The 24,766-nt window shown below is 66.8% G+C and carries 26 protein-coding genes; 7 read left to right on the top strand and 19 right to left on the bottom strand.

Going from position 1 to position 24,766, the window contains the following annotated elements:
• Both A5691_RS01560 and A5691_RS01555 read right to left on the bottom strand, forming a co-directional pair.
• On the bottom strand, nt 1-1,005 hold a 1,005-nt coding region (locus A5691_RS01560; RefSeq protein ID WP_197694463.1), incomplete at its 3' end, for a SulP family inorganic anion transporter.
• A gap of 361 nt (nt 1,006-1,366) precedes the next feature.
• Nucleotides 1,367-1,789 carry a nitroreductase family deazaflavin-dependent oxidoreductase gene (locus tag A5691_RS01555; protein ID WP_067784952.1) on the bottom strand — a complete coding sequence of 141 codons (423 nt, stop codon included), beginning with the start codon at nt 1,787-1,789 and terminating at the stop codon, nt 1,367-1,369.
• Between the two features lie 302 nt (nt 1,790-2,091).
• On the opposite strand from A5691_RS01555, the gene A5691_RS01550 reads away from it, so the two are divergent.
• On the top strand, nt 2,092-2,781 hold the full coding sequence (locus A5691_RS01550; RefSeq protein ID WP_067784958.1) for a class I SAM-dependent methyltransferase: 690 nt from the start codon (nt 2,092-2,094) through the stop codon (nt 2,779-2,781).
• A gap of 85 nt (nt 2,782-2,866) precedes the next feature.
• A complete protein-coding gene (locus tag A5691_RS28230; protein ID WP_197499199.1) occupies nt 2,867-3,034 on the top strand; it encodes a hypothetical protein in 168 nt (55 codons plus the stop codon).
• Nucleotides 3,035-3,078: 44 nt separating this feature from the next.
• Here A5691_RS28230 and A5691_RS01545 read toward each other — a convergent pair whose 3' ends face one another.
• From A5691_RS01545 to A5691_RS01530, 4 genes are all read right to left on the bottom strand, one after another.
• The gene (locus tag A5691_RS01545) at nt 3,079-3,414 is read right to left on the bottom strand and encodes a hypothetical protein (protein WP_197694462.1); all 336 of its coding nucleotides are present in this window, start codon (nt 3,412-3,414) and stop codon (nt 3,079-3,081) included.
• Nucleotides 3,415-3,425: 11 nt separating this feature from the next.
• Complete coding sequence (locus A5691_RS01540; protein ID WP_067761349.1) at nt 3,426-3,650, bottom strand: hypothetical protein; 225 nt, start codon at nt 3,648-3,650, stop codon at nt 3,426-3,428.
• Nucleotides 3,651-3,865: 215 nt separating this feature from the next.
• Nucleotides 3,866-5,095, bottom strand: a complete 1,230-nt coding sequence (locus A5691_RS01535; RefSeq protein ID WP_197694461.1) for a TetR/AcrR family transcriptional regulator — start codon at nt 5,093-5,095, stop codon at nt 3,866-3,868.
• A gap of 128 nt (nt 5,096-5,223) precedes the next feature.
• Nucleotides 5,224-6,177, bottom strand: coding sequence for a DMT family transporter (locus A5691_RS01530; protein WP_082950086.1), 954 nt, complete (start codon nt 6,175-6,177; stop codon nt 5,224-5,226).
• A gap of 171 nt (nt 6,178-6,348) precedes the next feature.
• Between A5691_RS01530 and A5691_RS01525 the strand changes: the two genes are divergently transcribed.
• A complete protein-coding gene (locus tag A5691_RS01525) occupies nt 6,349-7,200 on the top strand; it encodes a LysR family transcriptional regulator (protein WP_068018986.1) in 852 nt (283 codons plus the stop codon).
• Here A5691_RS01525 and A5691_RS01520 read toward each other — a convergent pair.
• Nucleotides 7,197-8,684, bottom strand: coding sequence for an NAD(P)/FAD-dependent oxidoreductase (locus A5691_RS01520; RefSeq protein WP_067784972.1), 1,488 nt, complete (start codon nt 8,682-8,684; stop codon nt 7,197-7,199). The two genes, A5691_RS01525 and A5691_RS01520, sit on opposite strands and share 4 nt — an antisense overlap.
• Before the next feature lie 150 nt (nt 8,685-8,834).
• On the opposite strand from A5691_RS01520, the gene A5691_RS01515 reads away from it, so the two are divergent.
• The gene (locus A5691_RS01515) at nt 8,835-9,662 is read left to right on the top strand and encodes a mycofactocin-coupled SDR family oxidoreductase (protein ID WP_082950085.1); all 828 of its coding nucleotides are present in this window, start codon (nt 8,835-8,837) and stop codon (nt 9,660-9,662) included.
• Nucleotides 9,663-9,708: 46 nt separating this feature from the next.
• Here A5691_RS01515 and A5691_RS01510 read toward each other — a convergent pair whose 3' ends face one another.
• Entirely contained in the window at nt 9,709-10,029 is a 321-nt protein-coding gene (locus A5691_RS01510) for a DUF1330 domain-containing protein (RefSeq protein WP_067889457.1), read from the bottom strand.
• A 161-nt stretch (nt 10,030-10,190) separates the two neighbouring features.
• On the opposite strand from A5691_RS01510, the gene A5691_RS01505 reads away from it, so the two are divergent.
• Nucleotides 10,191-11,222: a fused (3R)-hydroxyacyl-ACP dehydratase subunits HadA/HadB gene (locus A5691_RS01505; protein WP_068018983.1), complete on the top strand. Its 1,032-nt coding sequence runs from the start codon at nt 10,191-10,193 to the stop codon at nt 11,220-11,222.
• A 20-nt stretch (nt 11,223-11,242) separates the two neighbouring features.
• On the opposite strand, the gene A5691_RS01500 is transcribed toward A5691_RS01505, so the two are convergent.
• Both A5691_RS01500 and A5691_RS01495 read right to left on the bottom strand, forming a co-directional pair.
• Nucleotides 11,243-12,097 carry a transglutaminase family protein gene (locus A5691_RS01500; RefSeq protein WP_067761368.1) on the bottom strand — a complete coding sequence of 285 codons (855 nt, stop codon included), beginning with the start codon at nt 12,095-12,097 and terminating at the stop codon, nt 11,243-11,245.
• 115 nt (nt 12,098-12,212) lie between these two features.
• Complete coding sequence (locus A5691_RS01495) at nt 12,213-13,205, bottom strand: glycoside hydrolase family 6 protein (RefSeq protein WP_156675740.1); 993 nt, start codon at nt 13,203-13,205, stop codon at nt 12,213-12,215.
• Nucleotides 13,206-13,318: 113 nt separating this feature from the next.
• Here A5691_RS01495 and A5691_RS01490 point away from each other — a divergent pair, with 113 nt between their 5' ends.
• Nucleotides 13,319-13,918 carry a hypothetical protein gene (locus tag A5691_RS01490; RefSeq protein WP_231969101.1) on the top strand — a complete coding sequence of 200 codons (600 nt, stop codon included), beginning with the start codon at nt 13,319-13,321 and terminating at the stop codon, nt 13,916-13,918.
• A gap of 92 nt (nt 13,919-14,010) precedes the next feature.
• On the opposite strand, the gene dnaB is transcribed toward A5691_RS01490, so the two are convergent.
• The 9 genes from dnaB to A5691_RS01445 form a co-directional block, all read right to left on the bottom strand.
• On the bottom strand, nt 14,011-16,638 hold the full coding sequence (dnaB, locus tag A5691_RS01485; protein WP_068018978.1) for a replicative DNA helicase: 2,628 nt from the start codon (nt 16,636-16,638) through the stop codon (nt 14,011-14,013).
• A gap of 529 nt (nt 16,639-17,167) precedes the next feature.
• A complete protein-coding gene (gene rplI / locus A5691_RS01480) occupies nt 17,168-17,626 on the bottom strand; it encodes a 50S ribosomal protein L9 (RefSeq protein ID WP_067761381.1) in 459 nt (152 codons plus the stop codon).
• A gap of 32 nt (nt 17,627-17,658) precedes the next feature.
• Entirely contained in the window at nt 17,659-17,913 is a 255-nt protein-coding gene (rpsR, locus tag A5691_RS01475; protein WP_055399563.1) for a 30S ribosomal protein S18, read from the bottom strand.
• A gap of 37 nt (nt 17,914-17,950) precedes the next feature.
• Entirely contained in the window at nt 17,951-18,472 is a 522-nt protein-coding gene (locus tag A5691_RS01470) for a single-stranded DNA-binding protein (RefSeq protein ID WP_067308144.1), read from the bottom strand.
• 112 nt (nt 18,473-18,584) lie between these two features.
• The gene (gene rpsF / locus A5691_RS01465) at nt 18,585-18,875 is read right to left on the bottom strand and encodes a 30S ribosomal protein S6 (RefSeq protein ID WP_036362157.1); all 291 of its coding nucleotides are present in this window, start codon (nt 18,873-18,875) and stop codon (nt 18,585-18,587) included.
• Between the two features lie 145 nt (nt 18,876-19,020).
• Nucleotides 19,021-19,662, bottom strand: coding sequence for a DJ-1/PfpI family protein (locus tag A5691_RS01460; protein WP_067761417.1), 642 nt, complete (start codon nt 19,660-19,662; stop codon nt 19,021-19,023).
• Nucleotides 19,659-21,308 carry a glycosyltransferase family 87 protein gene (locus A5691_RS01455; RefSeq protein WP_067761384.1) on the bottom strand — a complete coding sequence of 550 codons (1,650 nt, stop codon included), beginning with the start codon at nt 21,306-21,308 and terminating at the stop codon, nt 19,659-19,661. The genes A5691_RS01460 and A5691_RS01455 overlap by 4 nt, the downstream gene beginning before the upstream one ends.
• On the bottom strand, nt 21,305-23,875 hold the full coding sequence (locus A5691_RS01450) for a transglycosylase domain-containing protein (RefSeq protein ID WP_156675739.1): 2,571 nt from the start codon (nt 23,873-23,875) through the stop codon (nt 21,305-21,307). The genes A5691_RS01455 and A5691_RS01450 overlap by 4 nt, the downstream gene beginning before the upstream one ends.
• Nucleotides 23,868-24,293 carry a DUF5318 domain-containing protein gene (locus tag A5691_RS01445; RefSeq protein WP_067761414.1) on the bottom strand — a complete coding sequence of 142 codons (426 nt, stop codon included), beginning with the start codon at nt 24,291-24,293 and terminating at the stop codon, nt 23,868-23,870. The genes A5691_RS01450 and A5691_RS01445 overlap by 8 nt, the downstream gene beginning before the upstream one ends.
• Nucleotides 24,294-24,412: 119 nt before the next feature.
• Here A5691_RS01445 and A5691_RS01440 point away from each other — a divergent pair.
• Nucleotides 24,413-24,766 (top strand): DUF1707 domain-containing protein (locus A5691_RS01440; protein WP_156675738.1); only part of this gene is annotated, 354 nt, incomplete at its 3' end.

Genomic DNA, 24,766 nt, shown 5'->3' with positions numbered 1-24,766 from the left:
GCCGATGACGATGAGCAGGCCGGCGAGCGCCGCGGTCGGGATCTGTTCGACCAATCCCGCGAAGGGCACGGCGAACACCATGATCCAGAGCCCGTGCATGATCGTCGATGCCCGGGTCTTGGCCCCTGCGTTGACATTGGCCGCGCTGCGCACGATGACCCCGGCGATGGGAAGCCCGCCGATCGCGCCCGACGCCATGTTCGCCGCGCCCTGTCCGATCAACTCACGGTTGAAGTCGGTCCGCGCCCCGGTGTGCATCCGGTCGATCGCGACCGCCGTCAGCAGGCTTTGCACGCTGGTGATCAGCGTGACCGTGATAACCGCAATCACGACCGCCCCCCAGTTACCCTGCGGGAGCTGGGGCAGCTGCAGCGCCTCCAGCACCGAGCCTTCCAATCGGATACGGGACACGTTGAACGGCAACACGACCGAGATGACCGTGACGCCCACGATGGCTACCAACGGACCGGGAATCTTGGCCACCCGAGCCGGCGCCCAGCGCCAAGCGATCAGGATGGCGATGACAAGCAGGCCCAGCACGAGCCCGGGCCGGTGCGCGCCCACAACCTGCGCGGGCAGCCCGACGACGTTCGTCCAGGCCGAGCTCTGCGATTCACCGCCCAGCAATACGTGCACCTGCTGCAAGGCGATCGTGATGCCGATGCCGGCCAGCATGGCGTGCACAACGACCGGCGAGATCGCCAGGGCGGCGCGTGCAATCCGGCTGATACCCAACACAACTTGCAGGGCGCCGGCAATTACTGTGATCAAACATGTTACGGCCCAGCCAAATTGGGATACCAGGTCAGCAACAATGACCGTCAGCCCGGCCGCCGGGCCACTCACCTGCAACGGTGACCCACCGAGACAGCCCGCGACGATCCCCCCGACGATCGCCGCAATCAGGCCGGAGAGCACCGGGGCGTCGGAGGCGAGCGCAATACCCAACGACAGCGGAAGCGCCACCAGGAACACTACCAATGACGCCGGAAGGTCGTACTGCATGGCCGCGCGAAACCGGCCGCCGCGGGCGTCCGTCTCGGTATCGTGTTCCCCCAGCTGCTCGACGCGTTGCATGGGCCCTCCCTGGGTTACGCATGAGGGCACGTTCGGGACCTGCCCGTAACGCGCCGAATTGTGCAATGTAAAACCCTGCAGCACGGACGATTACATTCGCCGGGAACATCATTGTTCTGGTTAGCCTGCTATGGCTTATGCGTACCGAAGGTATGGGGCGGCCAGGCCGGTCGCAACACGACGGGCCGGGCGCATATCGAATGCAAATCTTTTGCGGCGCAAATTCGCCGGGCCAAGAGAATGGCAGGCGACGCGAGCCGTTGGCGAAAGTGACTGGGCGGCGGACCGTTTACTCCAAGACGAAGACCGGTATCTGCCTCGTTGTCTTCGTCTGATATTCGGCGTACGGCGGATACGCTTCGACCGCGCGCTGCCACCAGTCTTCGCGCTCGGCCCCCTCGAGCTCGCGCGCCCTCAGCGTCACGACCCTCTCGCCATCCTGCAACGTCACCTCGGGGTTGGCCTGCAGGTTGAAGTACCACAACGGATGCTCGGGTGCGCCACCCTTCGACGCGACAATGGCGTAACGGCCGTCGTTTTCGACGCGCATCAGCGGCACATACCGCTTCTTCCCGGATTTCGCCCCGGTCACGGTCAGCAGGACGACGGGCCGATCGAAAATCTCGACCCCGTCGGTGGTGCCTTGCTTGAGGATCTGCTCGGTCTGCTCGCGCACCCAGTCCCGCGGGCTCAGTTCGATGTCGTCGGCCATACCCGATCTCAACATGTCCGTGCGCGATAGTCATCTTCGCCCCCGGGCGCACAGGGGCCGAACCGCTTAAATGATCTAACTACCGACGGCGAGAGCTGGGATCCGGCTTCCCGCCGACGGCGCCACCGCAGCCGCGGTCGCCGCACAGCGGGCGATCGCGCCCAAGGGGCCCGAAGTACCCAACGGCGAACTGGCTTCGTTCGGCAAACACTCCGGCTACCGCACGGCCATCCTCGGGGTGAGCGCGTGCGTCAGATATCAATTTCGTTGACATATATCAGCGCACTTGATATAACTGTGGCATGACTCAGCCGACTCAGGAAATGTTTGAATCCGCCTACAAGGGCGAGGCCCCGGAGATGGGCGAGGGTAATCGGCCGCCGTGGAGCATCGGCGAGCCACAGCCGGAGATCGCGGCTCTCATCGAAGCCGGGAAGTTCCACGGTGACGTACTCGATGCCGGTTGCGGCGAGGCGGCGGTGTCGCTGTTCCTTGCCGAGCGTGGCTTCACCACGGTGGGCCTCGACCAGTCGCCGACCGCCATCAAGCTGGCGCGCGAGAAGGCCGGCCGGCGCGGCCTTGCCAATGCGACCTTCGACGTCGCCGACATCAGCTCCTTCGACGGCTACGACGGCCGTTTCGGGACCATCGTCGACTCCACGCTGTTCCACTCCATGCCCGTCGAATTGCGCGAGGGTTACCAGCAGTCGATCGTGCGGGCCGCCGCCCCCGGCGCCTCGTATTTCGTGCTGGTGTTCGACCGGGCGGGCATGCCGGCCGACGGCCCGGTCAATGCGGTCACCGAGGACGAGTTGCGGGACGTGGTGTCCAAGTACTGGGTGATCGACGAGATCCGGCCGGCGCGCATTCACGCCAACGTGCCCGACAGCGTCGCGGAAGGCTTTCAGGCCTTCGGGGGTGCCGACATTCGTGACGAGGGCAACGGCCGCAAGTCGATCGGAGCCTGGCTGCTGTCCGCACATCTGGGCTAGCCTGCGCGGACGACGGGCCAGGTTTCGATGCCTGGCATTCGGGAGATCCTGACTTGAGCATCGCAGACGGTCAGAGGAGATCCACGTGGACCAGCAGGTAAATTTCGACCCGCCACCCGCGCCCGAGGACGCCCGGCAGGCGACCGAGGAACAGCGCAAGTTGCAGGAGCAGCTGGAGCATCAGAACGAGGACCCGGACGCGCCGGGGCGGCACCAGTCCCGGCGCGACCTTCCCGACGAGAGCACGCGCTAGGCGTGGCCGCGATGAACGCGGTTGTGCGCCAATACGACTAGATTTTAAGGCGCGTGATCTTCGCGGAGCTTGCGGCGATCGTGTGCGAGCGCCACCCCCGCCAGCCCCACCAGCGTGAGGCCGCCGACCGCCGCCGCCGGAATCGCCCAGACGCGCCTGATCATCAGCGCGCTGTCACATTGGCCGACGTAGTTAGCCGACCCGCTTTCGTCCCTGTCAGCGCTCGCGGCCTGGGCCAAATCCGTGGTGAATCCGCTGCCGCATTTGACTTGCCAACCGAATTGATCGTATTCGTCGATGAATACCGGGAACCGCAGCGCGAGAAGCCCGAGCGTCAAAGCCACCACGGCCGCGGCGAAGGCCAGGGGTCCGCGTTTGATCATCCCGTGCCCTAGGTCATGCACACGTTGGCGAAGATCAGCACCGGCCAGGACACGATCGAGCCGAGAAACGAGACCACCAGATCGATACCGTGCATGTCGCGCAGGTGGCTCGTGTGGGTCGATGACCAGATCACCCCGACGATGAGGTACGGCGTGCCCAGCAGCACGGCCAGACCCAGCAGCTCGGCGATCGTCAACTGGTAGTCCAGCAGCTGACGGACCCTGTGAAGCATCGGGCATGCCTTTCGCGGAGACTAGGTACCATACCGACTTTCCCCGTATGTTAATGGCAATTCGGACCGTTGGATAGGCGTTGTTGAGATTCCGTGCGGCCCGGTGGGAACGAGTTTATTGCGCTGAGGGCGTTTTGAAGCCGATTAACGCGCACCGTCGCACGCCGACGCGTCAACAAGTACAGCGTCATTCGCGCGCGGGCTTGCGTCCCGCATCAACGGCGGCGCGCGCCGCCCTGGGCTGCCCCACCGGAAGGTGTGGCGGATTCGCCGAGCAGCGTGGTCGCCATCAGTCGGCGCAGCGTCATGCGGGCGGGCTCGCCGGGGCCGGGGATGACGAGCTGGCCGATGTCGACGGCCAGGGCGAAGGCGGCGTGTACGGCGTATCGCGCCCGGCCGAGCGTCAGCCCGGGCCGGGCCGCCACCGCCAGCCGCGCCCAGGATTCGACGGTGGAGCGGTGAATGTTGTAGAGGAGCACCGCTTCGTTGTCCGGCACGTTGTGGCGCTCCGTGTAGTAGACGCGGGCCAATTCGGGGTTGGCGAACAGCCGCTCGATGAAGGCGTCGATCAGCCGCTGCAGCGACTGCTCCGGATCACGGCCCGCGGCCAGGATCGTGGACAGGTCGCCGGAGAGCTGGTCGGCGCCGCGGCGATAGGAGACCGCCAGTATCGCCGCCTTGCTGGGAAAGTATTGGTAGATGCTGGCCACCGGTATGCCCACCGCCGCGGCGATCTCCTCCATGCCGGTTTCCCGATAGCCACGGTCATTGAACAACCGAATCGATTCGTGCAACAGCAGTTCATAGCTGCCGACGGCCCTCGTCATCGTCACCGCTTGCGCCGGCTCCGACTCGCTCGGCCGCTGCACCGGCACGTCCACCTTTGATATCGCGGCCACGACGTCGGCCAGCGTCGCCCGGATCTCGTCGTTGCTGAGCCGGGAACGGTGATCGGTGATGCTGCCGATGACGCTCAAAATTGCCGCCGAGAGCACCCAACGCTGCCGCGACTGCAGTTTGGGCCGAAGTCTGATCAACGGCCGCTGCAGGCGCCGGTTGACCAGCCTGACCTGCTCGGTGAGCACCTCCTCGTCCTCCCCGTGCAGATAGCGGCCCTCCCATCGATAGAGTCCCCCCGCGGTGCGGTTGACGATGGTGGTGTCGATCAGGGCAGCAGTTAGTGCGCGCAGCGTTTCCCGGGGATCGGCGTCGGCGGGCAGCTGATCGGCGAACTCGGTGGCGTCCACGAGCAGCTGACCGAGCGCCAGGACCGCGGAGCGAAACAGGTCGTATTTGCCCTGCGAATGGCGATACAGCGCCGCCGCCGAGATTCCGACCCGCGCGGCGATGTTTTCCATGCTCACCGCGTGGTATCCGAGCTCGCTGAACGCATCGCCGGCCGCCCTCGCGATCTGCGCTTTGCGGTCTCTCGGGCGCCGCTTCACTGGGTTTGCGGACGAGCGGCCGGCCGGCGTCATAGACATCACCGTAGCCGCAGCGGAGTCGTTGGGAAGAGCGCGTCCGACGGGTTTTTCGGGGCGGCGCCGCACCCGGATCCGAACCCGATCGAGCGCTACCCCCGCGCACTCGATGGCGACCCGCACGACACCTGGATGCGCTGGTCAACCGCGGCCGCCGAGATCTGTTCAGGCCCACGTCCCGCGGCCCCACGGCGCGCGCGTGCCCCCCGGCCGTTGAGCCAGCAGGCCAGTCCGCCCAGAACCAGGCCGATCCCGACGCCGACGTCGGGACGCTGGCCCAGCATGAGCCAGGAGAGTAGCCCGGCGAGTGCGGGGATTACGGCGAACAGCATCGCCACCGCCGCCGCGCCGTGGGCGTTGATGGCGCGGACATAAAGGCTCACCGCCAGGGTCGCGTTTAACAGCACCATGCCGGCAATCGCGATCGCCGCCTGCCGGACGTCATGCACGGTGAACGGCGTCAGCAACGCAAGCGCCGCCGCGGGAACCAGCGCGACCGCATTCTGCATCGCGCTCATCGTGCGGAAGTCGACGCCGGTGCAAAACCGCTGTTGGTAGACGCCGCCGGCCGAAAGCCCAAGCAGCGCAACGCCAAGCAACACGATCACGGGGTCCAGGCCGTGGGTGCTGGTCAGCCTTCTGGCACACGCCGCGAGCACAGCGACGACGCCGAGCGCGAGCGCGGCCACCCGTTGCCGCCCGAGCGGCTCGCTCAGGAACACCGCGGCCAGGATGGCCGTGGCGACGGGGTTCATCGCGATCACCACCGCACACAGCACCGCCGGTGACCCGAGCCGAAAGGCCTCGTAGCAGCAGCAGAATTGCACGGCCTGGATCAGCAGACCTGCCACCACGACGTGGCCGAACTGTGCCCCCCGCGGCCAGGGCGCCTTGGCGAAGGCCGCCCATACGGTCAAAATGATTGCGGCCAAAGCAAATCGCAGCACCAGGGCATCCATCGGCGCCATGGCGGTCACCGCCAGCACCCCGATCGGGTAACCGAGTGCGTAGAGGAACGTCACCGCCGACGCGGTGGTCAGCGGCATGCGCGGCAAGTCCATGCGACCCATGCTTGCTCAGACCGCCGCCCACCGTCCAACGAATATTGCTGATCGCGATTGATCGCGTTGCCTTATCGATTTCCAATCCGGCTGAGCGAAATCGGCGCTTCCGGCGCAATGATTGATTAGATTCACTGATCAGACTATCGTGCGGTTATGGCCCAGGTGCTGGACATCGCGCCGTTGCGCAGCCTGGTCGCGGTCGCCGACTGTGGCGGGTTTCACCGCGCCGCCGCCGCGCTGCACCTGAGCCAGTCCGCGGTCAGCCAGCATCTGCGCCGAGTCGAAGCCGTCGTCGGTGAGCCGCTGATCCAACGCTCCGGCCGCGGCATCGTGTTCACCGAAATCGGACTGAAGGCCCTGCGGCACGCCAGGACGATCTTGTCCGCGCACGACAAGGCGCTCGACGACCTGGGCGCCACGGAGCCCAGGCTTCTGACGATCGGGGCCACCGAGCACGGCGCGGACGTGATGCTGGCCGGACTGACGGGCATCCTGCGAGACCGGCTTCCCGACCGGCGGGTGCGCTTCCGACTCGACCGCAACGTGTCGCTCGCCGACTCGATCGAACGTGGGCTGGTCGACTTGGCGATCATGGTCGACGGCGCGGGCCTGGATCGCGCCAACGCATCGGGAGTAGTTGGGCTGCAATGGATTTCGGCACGGACACTGTCGATGCTTCCGCGCGACCCCCTACCATTGGTGGTCTTCTCCGAGCCGTGCACCTTGCGCGAGCCGGCCTTCGCGATCCTGGAAAACCACGGCATCACCTACGAGATCGCCGCCGAGTGCGGGGACCTGTCCGGCCTGTACGCGGCGGTTCGGTCGGGGCTCGGAGTGGCGTTGTTGCCGATGATCGGCAAACTGCCGGACGGCCTGTGTCCGGCCGAGGGCCTGCCGCCGGCCAACAACGCCTCGGTTCTGGTTCGCGGACGCGCCGGTATCGACCCGGACTTGCTGGCCACGGTCGACGACGCGGTACGTGACGTGCTGGCCGCCGCGGACTAGGGGTGGCTGTCAGAGAGCGCCGCCAAATAGCGTTGTTCGCGCTCTGTCATGTCATTCGAAGTGATGGCACCGAACCGGGCGGCCTCTCGGACAAACCGCTCCGGCGCGTCCGGAAGCGCGTCAGGTCCCTCCAGCCGAAAGCAACTCGGCGCCAGTGGGCCGAATAACAACGCGCGGCGCAGGTTCGGCCAGTTGTCCAGTCTCGGCTCCACGCCCGCGGCCCGGGCGAAGGCGATGGCGACGAGGTTCAATCGCGACTTCTGCGACGCACCCCGGCGGGCGCGGTAGGCGTTGATTGCCAGCCGCTGCTCGCGATCACCCACGGCCGGAATGACACCGCCCCACGCGTAGGCGATCCACCTGGCCTGGAGCTCGAGCGGCACGAAGTACCCGCCCGCCTGGTCCCACATCCCCACGAAGGCCAGCCCGGGGAGCTCCGGATGGAAGGTGTACCGGTCCGCGTCCAGGTGCACCGCGTCGAGGTCCAGAACCTTCTGAACGTCTTCGCTCAAGAACGGTAGGCGCAGATTGAAACCGGTCCCGAAGAAGATTCCGTCAAACTCCTCCGCATGATCGTCGGCGAAAACCACCCTCCTGCCCGCCACCGTTTTCATCCACGGCCGCACCGAGATTCGGCCCTCCGCGACCAGCGGGAGATAATGCTGACTGAGGGTCACGCCAGCCGTGAGAACCGAAGGGTCCGGCGCCGGGGCTCCGTACTGCTCGGGGCTTCCCGCGGCCCCGAGCACAATCTCCTTCAACTGGCCCTCGACGTCCTCAGCCGGGAGGCGCTCTTCCGACAGGGTGCCGTATCGCGTATAGAGCAGATGGTCGGTGGGGACGCCGGAAACGAATTTGGGGACGACGTACCGTTGCCGCCGCTGCGTCACAACCACGTGCGCCGCTCCGAGTTGCGCTATCTCCGAAGCGACTTCGAGCGCACTGATCGCGCAGCCGGCCACTAAGATCCGCTTGCCGCGATATGCGGTGCCGTCCCGGTAGCCGAACGTCGTCGTCGCACCCGCGCAGCCGGAAAAAGTCTCCAGCCCCGCGACCGGGGGGACCGCCGGCGCACTGAACCTGCCGCTGGCCACCACCACTCGCTCGAATCTGTCGATACCCTCGGCGTGGCGCAGGAGCCAGCCGGGCTTGTCGTCCCGGCTGACCAGTTCGACTCGGTTGCGCAGCCGAATGCGTGACGTCAGACCGAATTTGGCGGCGTAGCGATGCAGATAGTCGAGAATGTCTCGGTTGGGTTGGTAGGCGAGTTCGCTGTCATGCTCGAGGTCGCTGAAGGCCGTCATGGTGCGGCTGCTGTTGGTGTGCATGCCCGGCCAGACGCCGCTGCATTCCTCCGACGTCGCCCACTGCCCGCCTAGCGTCGAACCTTGCTCGAAGATCGTGGGCTCGAGCCCTTGCGACAACAGCCAGCGCGCCGCCACCAAGCCGCCCGGTCCGGCGCCGATCACGGCGACACGTGTCATCCGGTAACTGTCGCACGCAGCCGCCGCGACGCGGTCGAGTCCCTGACTTGGCAATCCCGATTTTCTGCCATTTCGTCAAACGTCGGAACGGCGATGCTTATCATCGGCGAAACACTCCGAGCCAGCGCAGCAAGCAGAGGAGCTATCGGCGTGACCGAGCCAATCGCCCCCCTCGCCGGCAAAGTCGCCTACGTGACCGGGGCCGCCCGCGGCCAGGGCCGCTCCCACTGCGTCCGGCTCGCCCGGGCCGGCGCCGACATTGTCGCTATCGATGCCTGCGCACCCGTCGCCGAACACAACGGCTACCCATCCGCCCTACCCGAAGATCTTGCCGAGACCGTCAATCTGGTGGAGGGCGAGGGCCGCAAGATTTTCGCCGACGAAGTCGACGTCCGAGACCTGTCCGGCCAACAGCGGATCGTGGCGAATGCCATCGAACAGTTCGGCCGGCTCGACATCGTCGTGGCCAACGCCGGCGTGCTGAATTGGGGCCGGGTATGGGAGATTTCACCCCGGCAGTGGCAGGAGACCATCGATATCAATCTCACCGGACTGTGGAACACCATGAAATCCGTTGTGCCCGTGATGATCGCGGCCGGCAATGGTGGGTCGATCATCAACATCAGCTCCGCGGCCGGGATCAAGGCCGTCCCCGGATGTGGGCATTACTGCGCAAGCAAATTCGGCGTCGTCGGGCTGACCAATTCGTTGGCCGTCGAGCTCGGCGAATTCGGGATCCGCGTCAACTCCGTGCACCCATACGGCACCGACACCCCGATGGGTAACGACCTGTCGATGTACCAAACCTTCCAGGACCACCCGCACTACATCCACAGCTTCTCGCCCGGCGCACTGCCGACCGAGTCCCTCGCGCCTCCCGACATGGTCTCCGACATCGTGGTCTGGCTTGCCAGCGACGCGTCGTCGTTGGTCACCGCCGCCCAAATCCCCGCCGACAAGGGCTACCTCAAGATCTGAACCGGCCGGGCACCCGGAGGCGGGCCGTCCCCCATCCTGGCCACGCTCATCGACGGAGCACGGGCCTGAGATCGTCGAGACGGTCGAACAGGTGCCAGATGTATTTCGACGATCCGTTCTCGCGATGCGGATGCAGGTCGGCGAGGTCCGGGTCGTTGCAGTAGCTGTCGAAGGCCTCCCGCGACTCCCACTCCACGAGGATCAGCACCTGGCGGGGCTCGATGTCGCCGACGATCGCCTCCTGAAAACTGCCGAGCGCAACAACGCGACCACCATGCTTGGCAACCTCGGCGGGCGACCGTCGCGAGTATGCGCGGTACTCCTCGGCATCGGCCACATCGAAGAGATTCAAGGCATAAACGGTCATGGTCATCGACATTACGTGGCCAGACGCGCGCCGGCGGGCCGGCGCCTCTCGCCCGTTCGCCGCAGCTCGCCGACCGACCGCGTCGATGGTCGCGGGTCTCTGCGGGTTAGGGTGCCTTCGTCGGCCGCAGCGAACCGGTCGATAGAAATGTTGAGCAATTAATGACCGCACCAGCCGAAACGCCAACGCTCGAATCCCGCGTGGGCCACTACTACCAGGTCCACGAACCGTACCGGGTCTCCGGGGAGAAAGTGCGGGAGTACGCCCGGGCTGTCCAGGACTACCACCCCGCCCACTGGGATGTCGCGACCGCCGCGGAGCTGGGATATTCGGGGCTGGTGGCGCCGCTGACGTTCACGTCGATCCCCGGCATGGTCGCCAATCGCCACCTGTTCGAATCGGTCGTCGTCGGTTATGACATGTATCTGCAGACCGAAGAAGTCTTCGAGCAGCACCGACCGATCGTCGCGGGCGACGAATTGCACACCGACGTCGAACTCTCGTCGGTCCGCAGAGTCGCCGGCCGTGACCTGATCACCGTGACCAACACGTTCACCGACTCCGCCGGCGAGCGGGTGCACACCATGCACACCACCGTCGTGGGTGTCACCGCGGACGACGTCGATCCGGAGATGCTGGTGGCCGCGAAGAACGTGGTGATGCACGACGTGAACCTCGCCGGAATCGACACCTCGGAGGCGGCCTATCGGAAGACTGTGCGCCGGGCGAGTGACGTTCGGATCGCCCAAGCCGGTACGGACCGCATTCCGGGCACTGCGTGCTTCGATGACCTGAAAGTCGGCGACGAGCTACCCGTGCACCACGCCCGCCTGTCGCGCGGCGACCTGGTGAACTACGCCGGTGTCGCCGGCGACGCCAATCCGTTGCACTGGGACGAGAACGTCGCCAAGCTGGCAGGCCAGCCCGACGTGATCGCCCACGGAATGCTCACCATGGGTTTGGGCGCGGCCTTCATCTCCTCGTGGTCGGGAGACCCCGGCGCGGTGAGCCGGTATGCGGTGCGGCTGGCCCAACCCGCGATCGTCTCGGCCACCGACGGTGCAGACATCGAATACAGCGGACGGATCAAGTCACTGGACCCGGCGACCCGCGCCGGTGTCGTCATCGTCGTCGCAAAGTCCGGTGGTAGGAAGATCTTCGGGCTGGCGACGGCGGATATCCGCTTCCGCTGAACGACGGCGGCGCCGCGCCGCTACCCGAGGCTCACGAGTTGCTCGACCGAGTCCCTGGGCAGCTCCCCGTCGACGACAGCGGTGACGGTCATGTTCTGCACGGTGATGGCGCCCCCGTGGTTGTCGAGAAATGCGGTGTCGGCGGCATCGCGGCCGGTGGCGATCCGCACCATCGACTGTCGGGGCGCCAGGCACGTCGCGTCGACGACGCGCCACACACCGTCGATCAAGGCCTCGGCCACGGCGTGAAAATCCATCGGATGGCACCCCGGCGCGTACACCGCCACCAGTCGCGCCGGGACGTTGACCGCGCGTAGCAACGCGATCACCAGATGGGCATAGTCGCGGCACACGCCCGCGCCCGCGAGCAATGTGTCGGTGGCCCCGTCGATCGGATCGCTGGATCCCGGGACATAGCTGAGCCGGGTGCCGACCCAAGACGAGACCTTCTCCAGCAACGTCACCGAGGTCGCGTACTGCTCGAATTCGGTTGCGGCGAAACCGAAGAACTTGTCGGCCTCCGCGTACCTACTCGGGCGCAGATAGGTGATGGCGTCGATGTCGTTCACCGGCGCCGGGTCCGCCCGCCCGGTGACCGTCGCCGCGTACGACACCGTGACCGTTCCTTTTTCGGCCGCCACGACATGGATGCGCGACTGATGCGCGCCGATGACCTCTCGCGGTTCCAGCGCCTTGCCGTTTCGCGTGATCCGCAGGGATTCGCTCACATCGATGCCCGGCTGCCGGCTGACCGCCACCTGGAAATCCAGCACCGCCGGTTCGGTGACCTCGACTTCGATTTCTACGCCGACGCTGCGGCCGGCGTCGGTCGTCCTGCTCTCGGTCGTGGCGCTGCGGTGTCTCCATGCGGGCATAACTCAAGCCTTTTCGTCGAAGCCGGTCGAATCCCGCTCGCTGCTTGGCAGGCTTTCGTGTTCGCACTTTCTTACCGCACGAACGCCTTTGGCGCTCGCCGGCTGCACGCCTCGACTACTGGCCCGCCCGGTGTGCGAGATCGATGGCGTACTGGCTGACGAAGGTGCCCGCAGGCGGATCGCCCTTATCGCAAGTTCCGTCGGATTCGCCGGGGCGTTTGATCCACAGGTAGGCGTCGGCGTGCGCGCCGGCGGTCGCCGTGGTCGGCGGGGTGCCGAGCGCTCGGCCGCCCGGGTTGCACCAGTTGAGCCCGGAGTCGGGTGCCGGTCCGGCTCCGTTGCGGGAAGTGTCGACCACGTAGTGCGAACCATTCGTGAGGCCCGAAATTGCTTCTCCATAACCGATTTCGTCCTCGGTGGTGAAGAAGTTGGCCGTGTTGACGCTGAAACCACGCGCGTGGCCCACACCGGCCTGGTTGAGCCTGCCCGCCATGTCCTCGGCGCTATGCCAGCGCAAGTGCCCCGCGTCGACGTAGACGGCCGCGGCCGGGTCTCGGGTCAGCGTGTCGACGGCGTACCGGACCAGGTCGTAGCGCTCCTGGCGCTGATCCCCCGATAAGCAGTCGGCCATCGCAAGCGCGTCGGGCTCGACGATGATCGCCACCCGCGAGGCGCCGACGCCAGACGCGATGCCGTCGATCCAGCCTCGGTAGTCCGCGCCCGACACCATGCCGCCCGCGGCGAAGCTGCCACAGTCGCGGTGGGGGATGCCGTAAATCGTCAGCACCGGGATGGCGCCGGCGGCGTTCGCGTCGCCGACGTACTTGCCGACGGTGGCTGCCGAACCTCCGGGGACGATCCAGTAGGCCTGCGGCGTGTTGGCGATCGCGGTCAACTCGGCACTCGGCGGATCGGCGCTCTGCGCGGCGCGCATCGCCGCCGAATTGGGATTGACGTAGAACGGCGCACCGGCCAACGGGTTGCCGTCACTGGCCAAGCGCACCGCCGGGGCGGGACCGGCATGCGGCGCACAAATCCAGGCGACAGCCGCCACCGTCAGGAAGGGACTGATCCACCGCATGAGGGCATGAGCAGCTGAGGACATCACGTCAGGGAAACTACTGCGTCACGGCAAGCCGCGCGATTCCGGGTGGAAGTTGCCTCTCTGCCCGGCTCGCTGCTCGCGTACGACCCAAACCTCCGCGACCACAGGGAGACGAAATGCTCTCGCCTCTCTTTTTCCTAAGATCGAGACACAGCATCCGTGGAGGCACCGGCCCGGTGTCATCATCGTTCGAGCCAACGGTCGAAAGGGGGGCTGCGGTGCTCACCAAGCCAATCTCCGCAGTAGCCGTCGTGGCAGCCATCGCGGCAGCCGCACTGACACTTCTGCCGTGGATTGACTTAGACCATCTGGGATTACCCCTTCGGTGGAATGGTCTCGGCGTCTACATCGGCGAGCATGGCGAACACTACGGCGCCCACCTCGCCGGCATGGCGAACAGTGCGCCCGGTTGGACCATCGTGATCGCCTCGCTCGCGGCAGCCGCCGCGATGGTGGGCGCGACGCGCGTCAATGTGCTCGGGTTGGTCGCGTGCGGCTTCGCGGTCGTCGCATTCGTCACCGCCCTCTTGTGTTTGGTGCGGCCCGGGGTGCTGGCCGGGGACACCAAGCACGAATTGGGCATATCTGAGCTTCCGGACCGCGAAGTGCTCAACTCCGCCGCATTGGTAGCCGAAGTGGCGGCCACCGGAGTGTTGGTGGTCGCCACTTCGCTCGCCGCAATGGAGGCGAGACGCGTCCGCGCGGCGGCTGATTGAGCAACGAGATCGGGCCGACCAGGGGCCGGCGGCGGTGCCGGTTTCCGCGCCATGCCGGTCACCGCATCGATGCCGGCCCTAGATGGCGCCGCCTACCGCGCCATGTTGGCAAAGCGCGACAGGTGCAACTGGTGCGCGACGGTAACCGTCTTGGTGGGGCCGTTGCGGTGTTTGGCGAGAATGAAATCCGCCTCTCCCCCGCGCGGATCGTCCCGCTCGAACGCGTCCGGCCGGTTCAGCAGGATCACCATGTCGGCGTCCTGTTCCAGCGATCCCGACTCGCGGAGGTCGGACAACATCGGCTTCTTGTCGGTGCGCTGCTCGGGACCGCGGTTGAGCTGGCTGATCGCCACCACGGGCACCTCGAGTTCCTTGGCCAACAATTTGAGTTGGCGCGAGAATTCGGACACCTCGAGCTGGCGCGACTCGACCTTCTTTCCCGACGACATCAGCTGCAGATAGTCGACCACGACCAGACGCAGGTCGGCCTTCTGCTTCAGCCGGCGCGCCTTGGCGCGGATCTCCATCATCGTCAGGTTCGGCGAGTCGTCGATATACAGTGGCGCCTCACTGATTTCGCTCATCCGGCGCGCCAGCCGCGTCCAGTCGTCGTCGCTCATCCGCCCGGAACGCATGTCGGCGAGTTTGATCTTCGCCTCCGCCGACAGCAGCCGCATGACGATCTCGGACTTGCTCATCTCCAGCGAGAAGATGACGCTGGCCAGCCGGTGCTTGATCGAGCAGGACCGCAGAAAATCCAGACCGAGAGTGGAATTGTGCGTCGGGATCATGGCCCTGCTCGCCAAATACAGGTGGCTGTCGTTGTCGACCTCAACACAACGCACGGCGACGGTCTCGACCGGTCGGACGTCCACAATGAAGCGTGAGCCCGAGCGCGCGGTACCGGTGGCGGCCCTTCGTTCCTTGTGCGCGATGGCCTTTCGCTGCAACGCGAACACCACGTCGTCCGTGGAGAAGGTCAGCGTGTATGCGGTGCTCGACGACTCGTGCCCACCCCGGACGCGCTTGGCCGAGGTTTGGCAGCGATAGCCGAGGCTGACGATCAGCTCGGCGGCATCGCACGCCAGCCGCTGACTGGTGACCGAGAACTGGACCGCACCGCCCGCCGTGACCGTCCCGTCCGTGTCGAGCAAGCCGGCGAGCAGGGCGCGCCGTTGTCTCTCGGACCCGCGCAGGTACTCGATCGGGATGTGCTTATTACCGAGCACGCCGAGCGTTCGCAGGCGCGCCTGCAGGGTGCCCACGGAGGCGTGGCAGCTCTGGCACAACCGCAGCCCCGCCGACGGTCCCCCACAACGAATACACGTCGGGCTCGGCACCGGAGCAGAAACGAACCGTGCCCGGCCACCGCATGAGCGCCCACAAGTCCGCACCTGACTGGTCTGGGGAATGAACGACTTGCCGCAAACTGCGCACTGGCGAGGAGCCGGCCCCGCGCCGGCCGGCAGGCGCAGGTGGTAGCGGTACCGCGCGGACGCCGACGGAAAGGCCACCAAGCCGTCCGCCTCGATGCGCATGATGATTTCCGGATCGGCCGTGGTGATCTGAGCCGCGGCACTGGTGCCGTCGCCGAGCCAGGCCCCGAGCGTGTATGCGGGAACCAACAATTCGCGCTCGGGTAGGTCGAGCGCACTCGCGTTCACGACGGAGTGGTTCAGCCGCCGGTCCACCGTGTCGCAGCGCAGAGTCACGGCGATCTCGGCCGTGGTTCGCACCGCCGCAAAGGTGCGCTGATTCTTATAGCGGTTGTAGCCCACCGCCGCGGCTTGCGCCGACTTCCGGGATGCGCGAGTTTCGGTCAGCCACTGATGGGCTTCGTCGGCGACGATCACCGTCCCGTCGGAGAATTCCACCTCATAGCACGGCCGTCCCAGCATCACGTCGGTGGCGGCCACCACCCGCGTCGGCCGCCCGTCGTCGCCGAGCAGCTCGTCACCGACCGCGACGTCGCCCATCGTCGTCCAGCCCGAGGGTGTGGGCAGCAGCGTGTCCAACGCGAGCGCCTTCCCGACACCAGGCCTGGCCGCCACGATGATCATCTGACCGGCGTGCAGGCCGTTGGTCACCTCGTCGAGCTCGGTGAAGCCAGTCGGCACGCCACGCGCCACGCCGCCGTTGGAAGCGATCGCGTCGATCTCGTCCATCGTCGGCTGCAGCAGGTCCTCCAGCGGAACGAAATCCTCCGTCGTCCGTCGGTCGGCAACCTCGTAGATCTCCGCCTGTGCGCGATCAACCACCTCGGCCACGTCGGCGCCCTCGGCGCCCGCGTAGCCGTATTGCACGACCCGCGTCCCCGCCTCCACCAACCGCCGCAGTAGCGCCTTCTCGGCGACGATGGTCGCGTAGTAGCCCGCATTGGCGGCCGTGGGCACGGTGGAGATCAGCGTGTGGAGATAGGGGGCGCCGCCGATCCGGCGCAGCATCCCGCGCCGGTCCAGTTCCGCGGCCACCGTCACGGCGTCGGCCGGCTCGCCACGGCCATACAGGTCCAGGATCGCGTCGTAGACGTTCTGGTGCGCGGGTCGGTAGAAGTCGCCGGGCCGCAACCGTTCCAGCACGTCGGCGATGGCGTCCTTGCTCAGCAGCATGCCGCCGAGCACCGCCTGCTCCGCGGCCAGATCCTGCGGTGGCTGGCGGCCGAAGTCCTCGCTCGGCGCCGATGAATCCATGCCCGCCGACAAGTCATCGACGACCGCCATGGATCCCTCCTCCCCTGCCACACGCCCGAACATACATTCGAAAACCGGTTTCTTCAGCGTAAGTCAAGGAGCCGACACTTTCGTCCCACAGCACTCGCACGCCTCGCGTCGGGACGACGTTAGACGTTGCTGGCTAGTAGGTGAAAGCGCGGCTGTTTATGAACCTGTGCATCGTGTGTGCATATCCGTCGACACCTGTGTTGAGTGGGGTGTGGAGAACCTGTGTATGAATTCAATGGGCCGTGACATCACTGCTGTTAAGGGCCATGTAACGCGACGAATTTCGTGTGGACAAGAATCTCTACGGCGTGTCGTCGCAGGTTACTGCTCCGGGCGTGTTGGCTTTCAGCCACATTTTCGCAGCGTTACGGCAGGGTAAAGAGGACCCTCGGGATACACCGGAGCAACAGTTCGCTAGGGCGCGCGTCCGCGACCGCCGGACGAGAGGCCGAAGACTGTGCCGGCCGCACAACTGAGCCCGGCGGCGGCCGAAGCTGGCCACCGCCGGGTAAGAGCAAAGGTTGCCGGGTTAGCTCTCCGCCACGACCTCGAGGGCGACCTCGACGTCGACCTCGGGGTGCAGATGCACCGACACCGGGTGGGTGCCCACGGCCTTGATGTGCGACTTGGGCAGCCGGACGATTCGCTTGTCCAGATTGGGACCGCCGGCCTTCTTGATGGCCGCGACGACGTCCCCCGAGGTGACCGAGCCGAACAGCTTTCCGGAATCGGCCGCGGTGCGCACCGGCAGCTGGACGGGGCCCAGCGCCTCGATCGCCGTCTTGAGTTCGTTGGCGTGCCCGAGGTCGCGCACCGCCTTGCTCTCGCGGGACCGGCGGATCTCGTCGGCCTGCTTCTGCGCGCCGCGCGAGGCGACGATCGCCAGGCCGCGCGGAAGCAGGAAGTTGCGGCCATAGCCGTCCTTGACTTCGACCGTGTCGCCGACCGTACCAAGGTGGTCGACGTCAGCCGTCAATATCAGCTTCATCGTTATTCGTACTTTCGCTCGAGCTTCGGCGGCTATCGCGCCGAGGAGGTGAAGGGCAGCAGAGCCACCTCGCGGGCATTCTTCACCGCGATCGCGATGTCACGCTGGTGCTGCACGCAGTTGCCGGTGACCCGACGCGCCCGGATCTTGCCGCGCTCACTGATGTAGGTGCGCAGCAACGCGGTGTCCTTGTAATCGATCGATTGGTCCTTCTTGGCGCAGAAGACACACTTCCGCGTCTTGACCGGCTTTTCCGGAGCCGGACGTCGCTTGCTGGACTTCGCCATGACTGTCTTTCTTTCCGTTTCTTACTGTTGAAGTTCTTCAGAACGGCGGTTCGTCGTCGCCGCCGCCGAATGACCCGGATGCCGGGGCGCTGCCCCACGGGTCGTCGGCCGGTGCGCTGCTCGCCGGTGGCGCCGATCCCTGCCGGGACCCGCCCCCGCCGCCGAAGCCACCACCGCCACCGCCGCCGCCGCTGCGGCTGGCCTTGTTCACCTTGGCGGTGGCGTACCGCAGCGAGGGGCCGATCTCGTCGACCTCGACCTCGACGACGGTCCGCTTCTCGCCTTCACGCGTCTCGAAGGAACGCTGCTTGAGCCGGCCGGTGACGATCACGCGGGCGCCCCGGGTGAGGCTCTCGGCGACGTTCTCGGCGGCTTCCCGCCAGATGTTGCAGCGCAGGAAGAGGGCCTCGCCGTCCTTCCATTCCCCGCTCTGGCGGTCATAAATTCGCGGTGTCGACGCCACGGTGAAATTCGCGACGGCGGCACCGGACGGGGTGAACCGCAGTTCGGGGTCGGCGGTCAGGTTTCCGACGACCGTGATGGTGGTGTCACCAGCCACAATTTCCTCCTAGGTCCGCCCTGCTACTCGCTTCTCAGACGGTGGATGGCACGTATCCTCGCTGAGCCTACGCAAGTCCACCGACGGTGGGCCCACGACTCAGCCACAGGTGTTAGTGCTTGTCGGTGCGCATCACCTTGGTGCGCAGTACCGACTCGTTGAGGCTCAGCTGGCGGTCGAGCTCGGAAACCGTCGCCGGCTCCGCCTTGAGGTCGACCACCACATAGATGCCCTCGGCGTGCTTGGCGATCTCGTAGGCCAGCCGGCGCCGGCCCCAGATGTCGACCTTCTCGACGGTGCCGCCGTCTTTACGGACGACGTTCAGGAACGTCTCCAGGGACGGAGCAACGGTGCGCTCGTCGAGCGTGGGGTCAAGAATGACCATGATTTCGTATGGACGCATGGAAACCTCACCACCTCCTCTGGTCTCAAGCGGCCACGGTCGTTCCGTGGCAGGAGGGTCGCCTGCGTCGGCAACCGCATCAGGCTACCGGATGGGCGGGGTGGCCTCCAAAATCGCGGCGGATCCGGGCGGCCGGGCAATCCGGCTACTGCCGGGCGTCCAAGTATGCGGTGGCCCGCGTGACCGTCGCCTGATCGGCCTTGGCCAGGGAGCCCGCGTCGAACGGCGGCTGCGGGTCGTATTCGATGAGCAGTTGCGCGGCCTGCGCGGCCTGCCGATCGACGAGGAGTTCGACCAGCCGCAGAGCCATGTCGATGCCGCTGGACACCCCGGCGGCGGTGATGATCCGTTGCGGGAGGTGCTCGACGACGCGGTCCGGCACGTATCGGGCTCCGAGCTTGTTCAGCAGGTCGCTTGCCCGCCAGTGCGTCGTGGCGGTGAGTCCCTCGAGCAGGCCCGCCGCGGCCAGCAGCAGCGCACCCGTGCACACCGACGTGGTGAACGTCGTGGTTTGGTGGACGGCTTGCAGCCAGCTCCGGATGGTCTCGTCGTGAATCAGCTGCCGGGTGCCGATCCCGCCGGGAACCAGCACCACGTCCGGCGACGTGACCTCATCGAACCGCGCGTCGCAGCAGAGGCCGAGCATCCCGTTCTCCGTCCGCACCTCGCCGCGGCGGTGACCGATGAACACCACCTCGACCGACGGAACGCGCTGCAGCACCTCGTAGGGCCCCACCGCGTCGAGCGCGGTCACCCGGGGAAACAAGGGAACGGCGACGAGCGTCATGGCGCCACCCCGGCCGGCACCGCCGATTCGGCCTCGGGGTCCGGCTCCGGTGCGCGCCGCGGGCCGGCCGGGCGCAGCCAGTCCGGCAGCCATCCGGGCGGGGCGTCGGGTGCGCGGTCGAAGGGACCGCCGGACGGGTCGTCCACCCGGCCGCCCCAACGCACCAGATCCTCGCCGGGCCGGTAGATCTGGCGGATCACCAACGCGCACAGCACCACGACGGCGACGTCACGCAACACCACCGTGGTGGTGAAGAACTGTTCGGGCAGCGAGCGGTTCGGATTGCCATATAGGTAGTACATCCGCGGCACCCACACCACCGCGTCGATGGTCATCCACGCCAGCAGGATCCGGCGGTGCGGCAAGGCGAGCACCGCCAACGGCACCAGCCACAGCGAGAACTGCGGGCTCCACACCTTGTTGGTCAACAAGAACACCGCCACCACCAAGAACAACAGCTGCGCCAGCCGCGGGCGCTGGGGGGCGGTGAGCACCACGTATGCGATTGCAGCGCAACCGATTCCGAATAGCACCGTGACCACCGTGTTCAGGACCGTGGGCGGCTGCCAGAACCCGAGCTTGGGGTCGAATCCGTGCCAGCCGGTGAACGACTTGACGACGTTGTAAAGCGAATCCATGTCGTCACCGCGGCGGGTGTTGAGCCGGAAGAATTCCGACCACCCGCGCGGAAACAGCACCAAAACCGGCAGATTCACCAACAACCATGTCACCGCGGCCGTCGCGGCGGTGCGCGCCACAGCGCGGAAGCGTCCCGTCCGAATCGCCAGGACCACCATGGGGCCCAGGAACAACAATGGATACAGCTTGGCCGCGGCGCCCAATCCGATCAGCACGCCGGCCAGCACCGGTTTACGGCGGGCCCATGCCAGCACACCGGCCATCGCCAAACCCGTTGCCAGCGCATCGAAATTGGTGAAGATCTGGAAGATCAGCAGCGGCGACGCGGCCACCAGGCCCGCGTCCCATATCCGGCGTCCCGCCAGGCCTGCGGTCGCCCAGACGGTCGCCAGCCACGCCAGCGCCAGGCCGAACGCCGCGACGTTGAAGAACATCACCACCTCGGCGACCACCGGCAGCGGCGCCAGCTTGCTCAACGCGGTGTAGGTCTTCGCCAGCGCCATCGACACGTACTGATACATCCCGGTCAGCACCGGATACTCCATGTAGCGCACAGCGGGCCGGCCGTCGTAGCGGGTCTGCGGGGTGCCGCTGCCGTCGGTCTCGATCCAGCTCGACTTGTACGGAAACTTGCCCTGGCTCAACAACTCCGCGCCGTAGAGCGGCACCGTATCGGAGTAACACAGCTCGTAGTACGCGCGTTGGTTCTCCCAGTTGGCCACCCGCTGATCGCCCGTCCCGGTTCCGGTGCTCTGCAGGCAGGCCGCCTTCGTCGACCAGCCGAGCGCCAGGAACACCAGTCCGATCAAGAACATCACCCGCAGCGGCGTCATCACCCGCGTCCGGCCGATCAGCGCGTGCCCACCCACCGGCCCCCCGACGACCTCCGCCAGCGCGGCGCCCAACGAGTCGGTGCGGCTGGGGCAATCGCGGTTGTCGACGCTACGCAGATCGCCGGCCAATCGCGCCGGAGAGATGGTGGCGCTGCGCTGCTCGGCGTCGGTCACGGCGGCGGCTGCGGCCCGGGGGCTTGCGGACCGCCCGGCGGGACACCAGGCTCGGGGCCGCCCGGCCCGCCTGGGCCGCCACCGCCCGGTCCTGGCGGCGCGTTGGTGATGGTGGTCGGCGGGCCGACGGGGATCGTTATGCCCGGCGCCACCTCGATCGTGGGCTGTATGACGGTCACCGACGGCGCCGGGGGCGGAGGCGGCGGCGCTGGGACGCCCGCATAACCGCCGATCTCGGTCGGCTTGGGGAACGACTCGTTCGACGTGCCCTTCAACGCACCGTCCATCGTCGACTTCCAGATGTCCGACGGCAGCCCCGAGCCGTAAACCGGTGCGCCCGAGGCGGTTACGAGGGGCACGTCGCCTTTCGCGGTGCCGACCCAGACCGCCGTGGACAAAGACGGCGTGTATCCGACCATCCAGGCGTCCTTGTCGGCGGTCGTGTCGCCGAGCTGCGTGGTTCCCGTCTTGGCCGCCGATGGCCTGCCGCCGGCCAAAGCGTGGCCCCGCGAGTAGCTGGCGATCGGCTCCATGGCCGCGGTGACATTGTCGGCCACGGCCTTCGGGATCCGCTGCTCGCCGTTGTTGTCGGACTTGCTGGCATCGAAGAGCACCTGCCCGTCGGAGCTGACGACTTTCTGCACGAAGTGCGGCCGGTGGTAGAGACCCGAGGCGGCCAGCGTGGCGTACGCCGAGGCCATGTCGATCACCCGAGTCTGGTACTGCCCCAGCACAACTCCGTTGTTGGGCGGTCCGCCCTTGCCGTCCTCGGAGAGGGTGTGCTCCACACCCGGGAAGCTGGTGGCGATACCGGCCTGGTGCGCGGCGTCCGCGACGGCCTGCGGGCCGCCCTTGAGCTTGAGCATCAGCCGGTAGTAGGAGGTGTTCAGCGATTGCTTGAGGGCCTGGGCAATGTTGCACGTGCCGCAGCCCTCACCGTCGACGTTCGTGATCTTGATGCCGTCGACCGTCAGAGGCGAACTGTCGACCTGGTAGCCCAGCCCGATCCCCTGCTCGAGCGCGGCGACCAGCGCGAAAACCTTGAACGACGAACCGGTTTGCAGGCCGGCCTGCGCGAAGTCGAATCCGTTGGCGTCCGTACCGCCGTAATACGCGCGTATCGCCCCGTCATGCGGGTCGATCGACACCACCGCCGACCGCATGTCGGGGTCTTGCCCGTCAAGGTATTTCGAGACCGCCTTTTCGGCGGCCTGCTGGGCCTTCGGGTCGATCGTGGTGGTGACCTGCAAGCCCTGGGTGTTCAGGGTCCGCTCGTCGATGTTGAACAGCTCCATCAACTCTTTGGTCACCTGACGCTCGATCAGGCCGTTGGGCCCCGTCGTCTGGTTCTCCGCGCGCGCCTGATCCGGCGGGACCGTCTCCGGAAACTCCTGCGCGGCACGGTCACTGGGTGACAATGCCTTGGTCTCCACCATGCCGTCGAGAACCCAGTTCCACCGGGCCCGGGCGCCCTGCGGATCGATGGCCGGATCCAGCGACGAGGGCCGCCTGATCAGCGCGGCGAGCAGCGCCCCCTCCGAGACGGTGAGCTGCTCGACGGGCTTGTTGAAGTAGGCCTTCGCGGCGGCGGAAATGCCGTAGGCGCCGCGGCCGAAGTAGATGATGTTCAGGTAGGCCTGCAGCACATCGTCTTTCGACCACTCACCCGACATCTTGGTGGCGATCACGAGTTCCTTGGCCTTACGCATCAGGCCGCTGAGACCGTGCTGAGCCGAACCCACCAGCGCGTTCTTCACGTATTGCTGGGTGATCGTCGACCCGCCCTGCAGGTCGCCGTTGCCGAAGAGGTTGTTGTTCACCGCCCGCGCGAATCCGCTGAAGTCGAAACCCGGATTCGAATAGAAGTTGCGGTCCTCGGCGGCGATCACCGCCTGCCGCACGTGTACCGGCACCTGGTTGATGTTGACGTCGACCCGATTGCCCTCGGGCGGGATGATTTTGGCGATCTCGGATCCGTCGCTGGCCAGGATGGTGGACACCTGATTGGTGCGCAGATCGCCGGGCTTGGGGATGTCGACGATGAAATACGCCATCGCGAACGTGACGATCGGCAGCAGCACCAGCACCACCGCCGACAGGTAGGCCGCTCGCCGCACCCACAGCCAATTGATCTGTTGCGTCCAATGGACGTCACCCCGGGGCCGGCGTCCGAAGCCGTCGGGGCCGCCGGGCCGTCGCGGACCGGATGGCGGCGGTGGTCCCTCCGGTGGGCCCCCCGCGCCCGGCCGCTCGCGCCGCGGCGGCGTCCGGCTCTCCAGCGCGGCCTTGACCTCCTCGAGCGCGTCCCGCTGCAGCGGCGTGGACGGAGGGCCCTCCAGCGCGGCTTTGACTTCCTCGATGCTGGGATCGGGCCGCCGGGGTGACCGGTCGTCGACGACCGGCGGCAGGATCGTGGTCATCCGGTCGTCCGGGGGAACCCCCCGCCGTTGACCGGGCGCCGACGGCGCGTCACGCGGGCGCTCGCCGCTTCCGTGTTTGCCCACGCGCTCAGTCGCCGGCCCATCCGCGTTGTTGGACGACTGGTCGTGGCGTCCGTCGTTACTCAATGGCCGTGCGCGCGCCGTTTCGCGCCGTCCGCGTGGTGCGGGTGCCCTTGGGTGGGCGCGCCGCGCCGAGCACGTACGACTTGACCAGATGATTCCAACTGCAGGTCCTGCACACCTCCACCACGTGGACAGCGAACTCCTCGAAGCGAGTCGCCAGCAGGACCAACTCTTCGGCCGTGCGGGCCGACCCCGACACCGGACCCAGGTGTTCGCCGAACACCCACGACACCAGCGTCAGCTGTTCCTTGCGACAGATCGGGCACATGACCTGGCTCGGTTTCCCGTGAAACTTGGCGGCGCGCAGCAGATAAGGGTTCGCGTCGCATACCTCGGACACGCCGGTGCGGCCCGAGTACACCTCGGCCAGCAGTGCTCGCCGCCGGAGCGCGTAGTCCACCACTTGTCGCTGCAGTCGCACGCCCACCAGAGTACGTCTCCATCCGGACGGCCGATACGCAACCAAACTGTGGCGCCCGCAGCCGGGTCATCGTTCAGTCCTTTCCCGTGCCCACCGGACCGGGACTCTACGATCGTCCCGTGGCGAAATGGCTCGGGACATCGCTTGGCGGTGGCGCGGCGGCGAGCACCCGCGCCAAAGACGTCAACCGGCAGGACGCCTGCAAGATCCTCGACAACGCCCTCAACGACGGCGAGCTCTCCATGGAAGAGCACCGGGAACGGGTGAGCGCGGCCACCAAGGCCGTCACGCTCGGCGACCTGCAGGATCTGGTGAGCGATCTGCAGACCGACAGCAGCGCCCTGCCGACGACGACCGTCAGGGCCCGGCCGGTGCCGCCAAGGCTCGGGGGCTGGGGGGTGCTCGCCGCCGCGTTCGTCGTGTCGGTACTGCTGGGCATCGGCATCGGGTGGGGCATGTACGGCAACACCAAG

The organism is Mycobacterium sp. E183 (genome assembly GCF_001667735.1).
GTDB lineage: Bacteria > Actinomycetota > Actinomycetes > Mycobacteriales > Mycobacteriaceae > Mycobacterium.
Note: the sequence above shows the minus strand (reverse complement) of the source record. Positions and strands in the feature narration are given on the sequence as shown.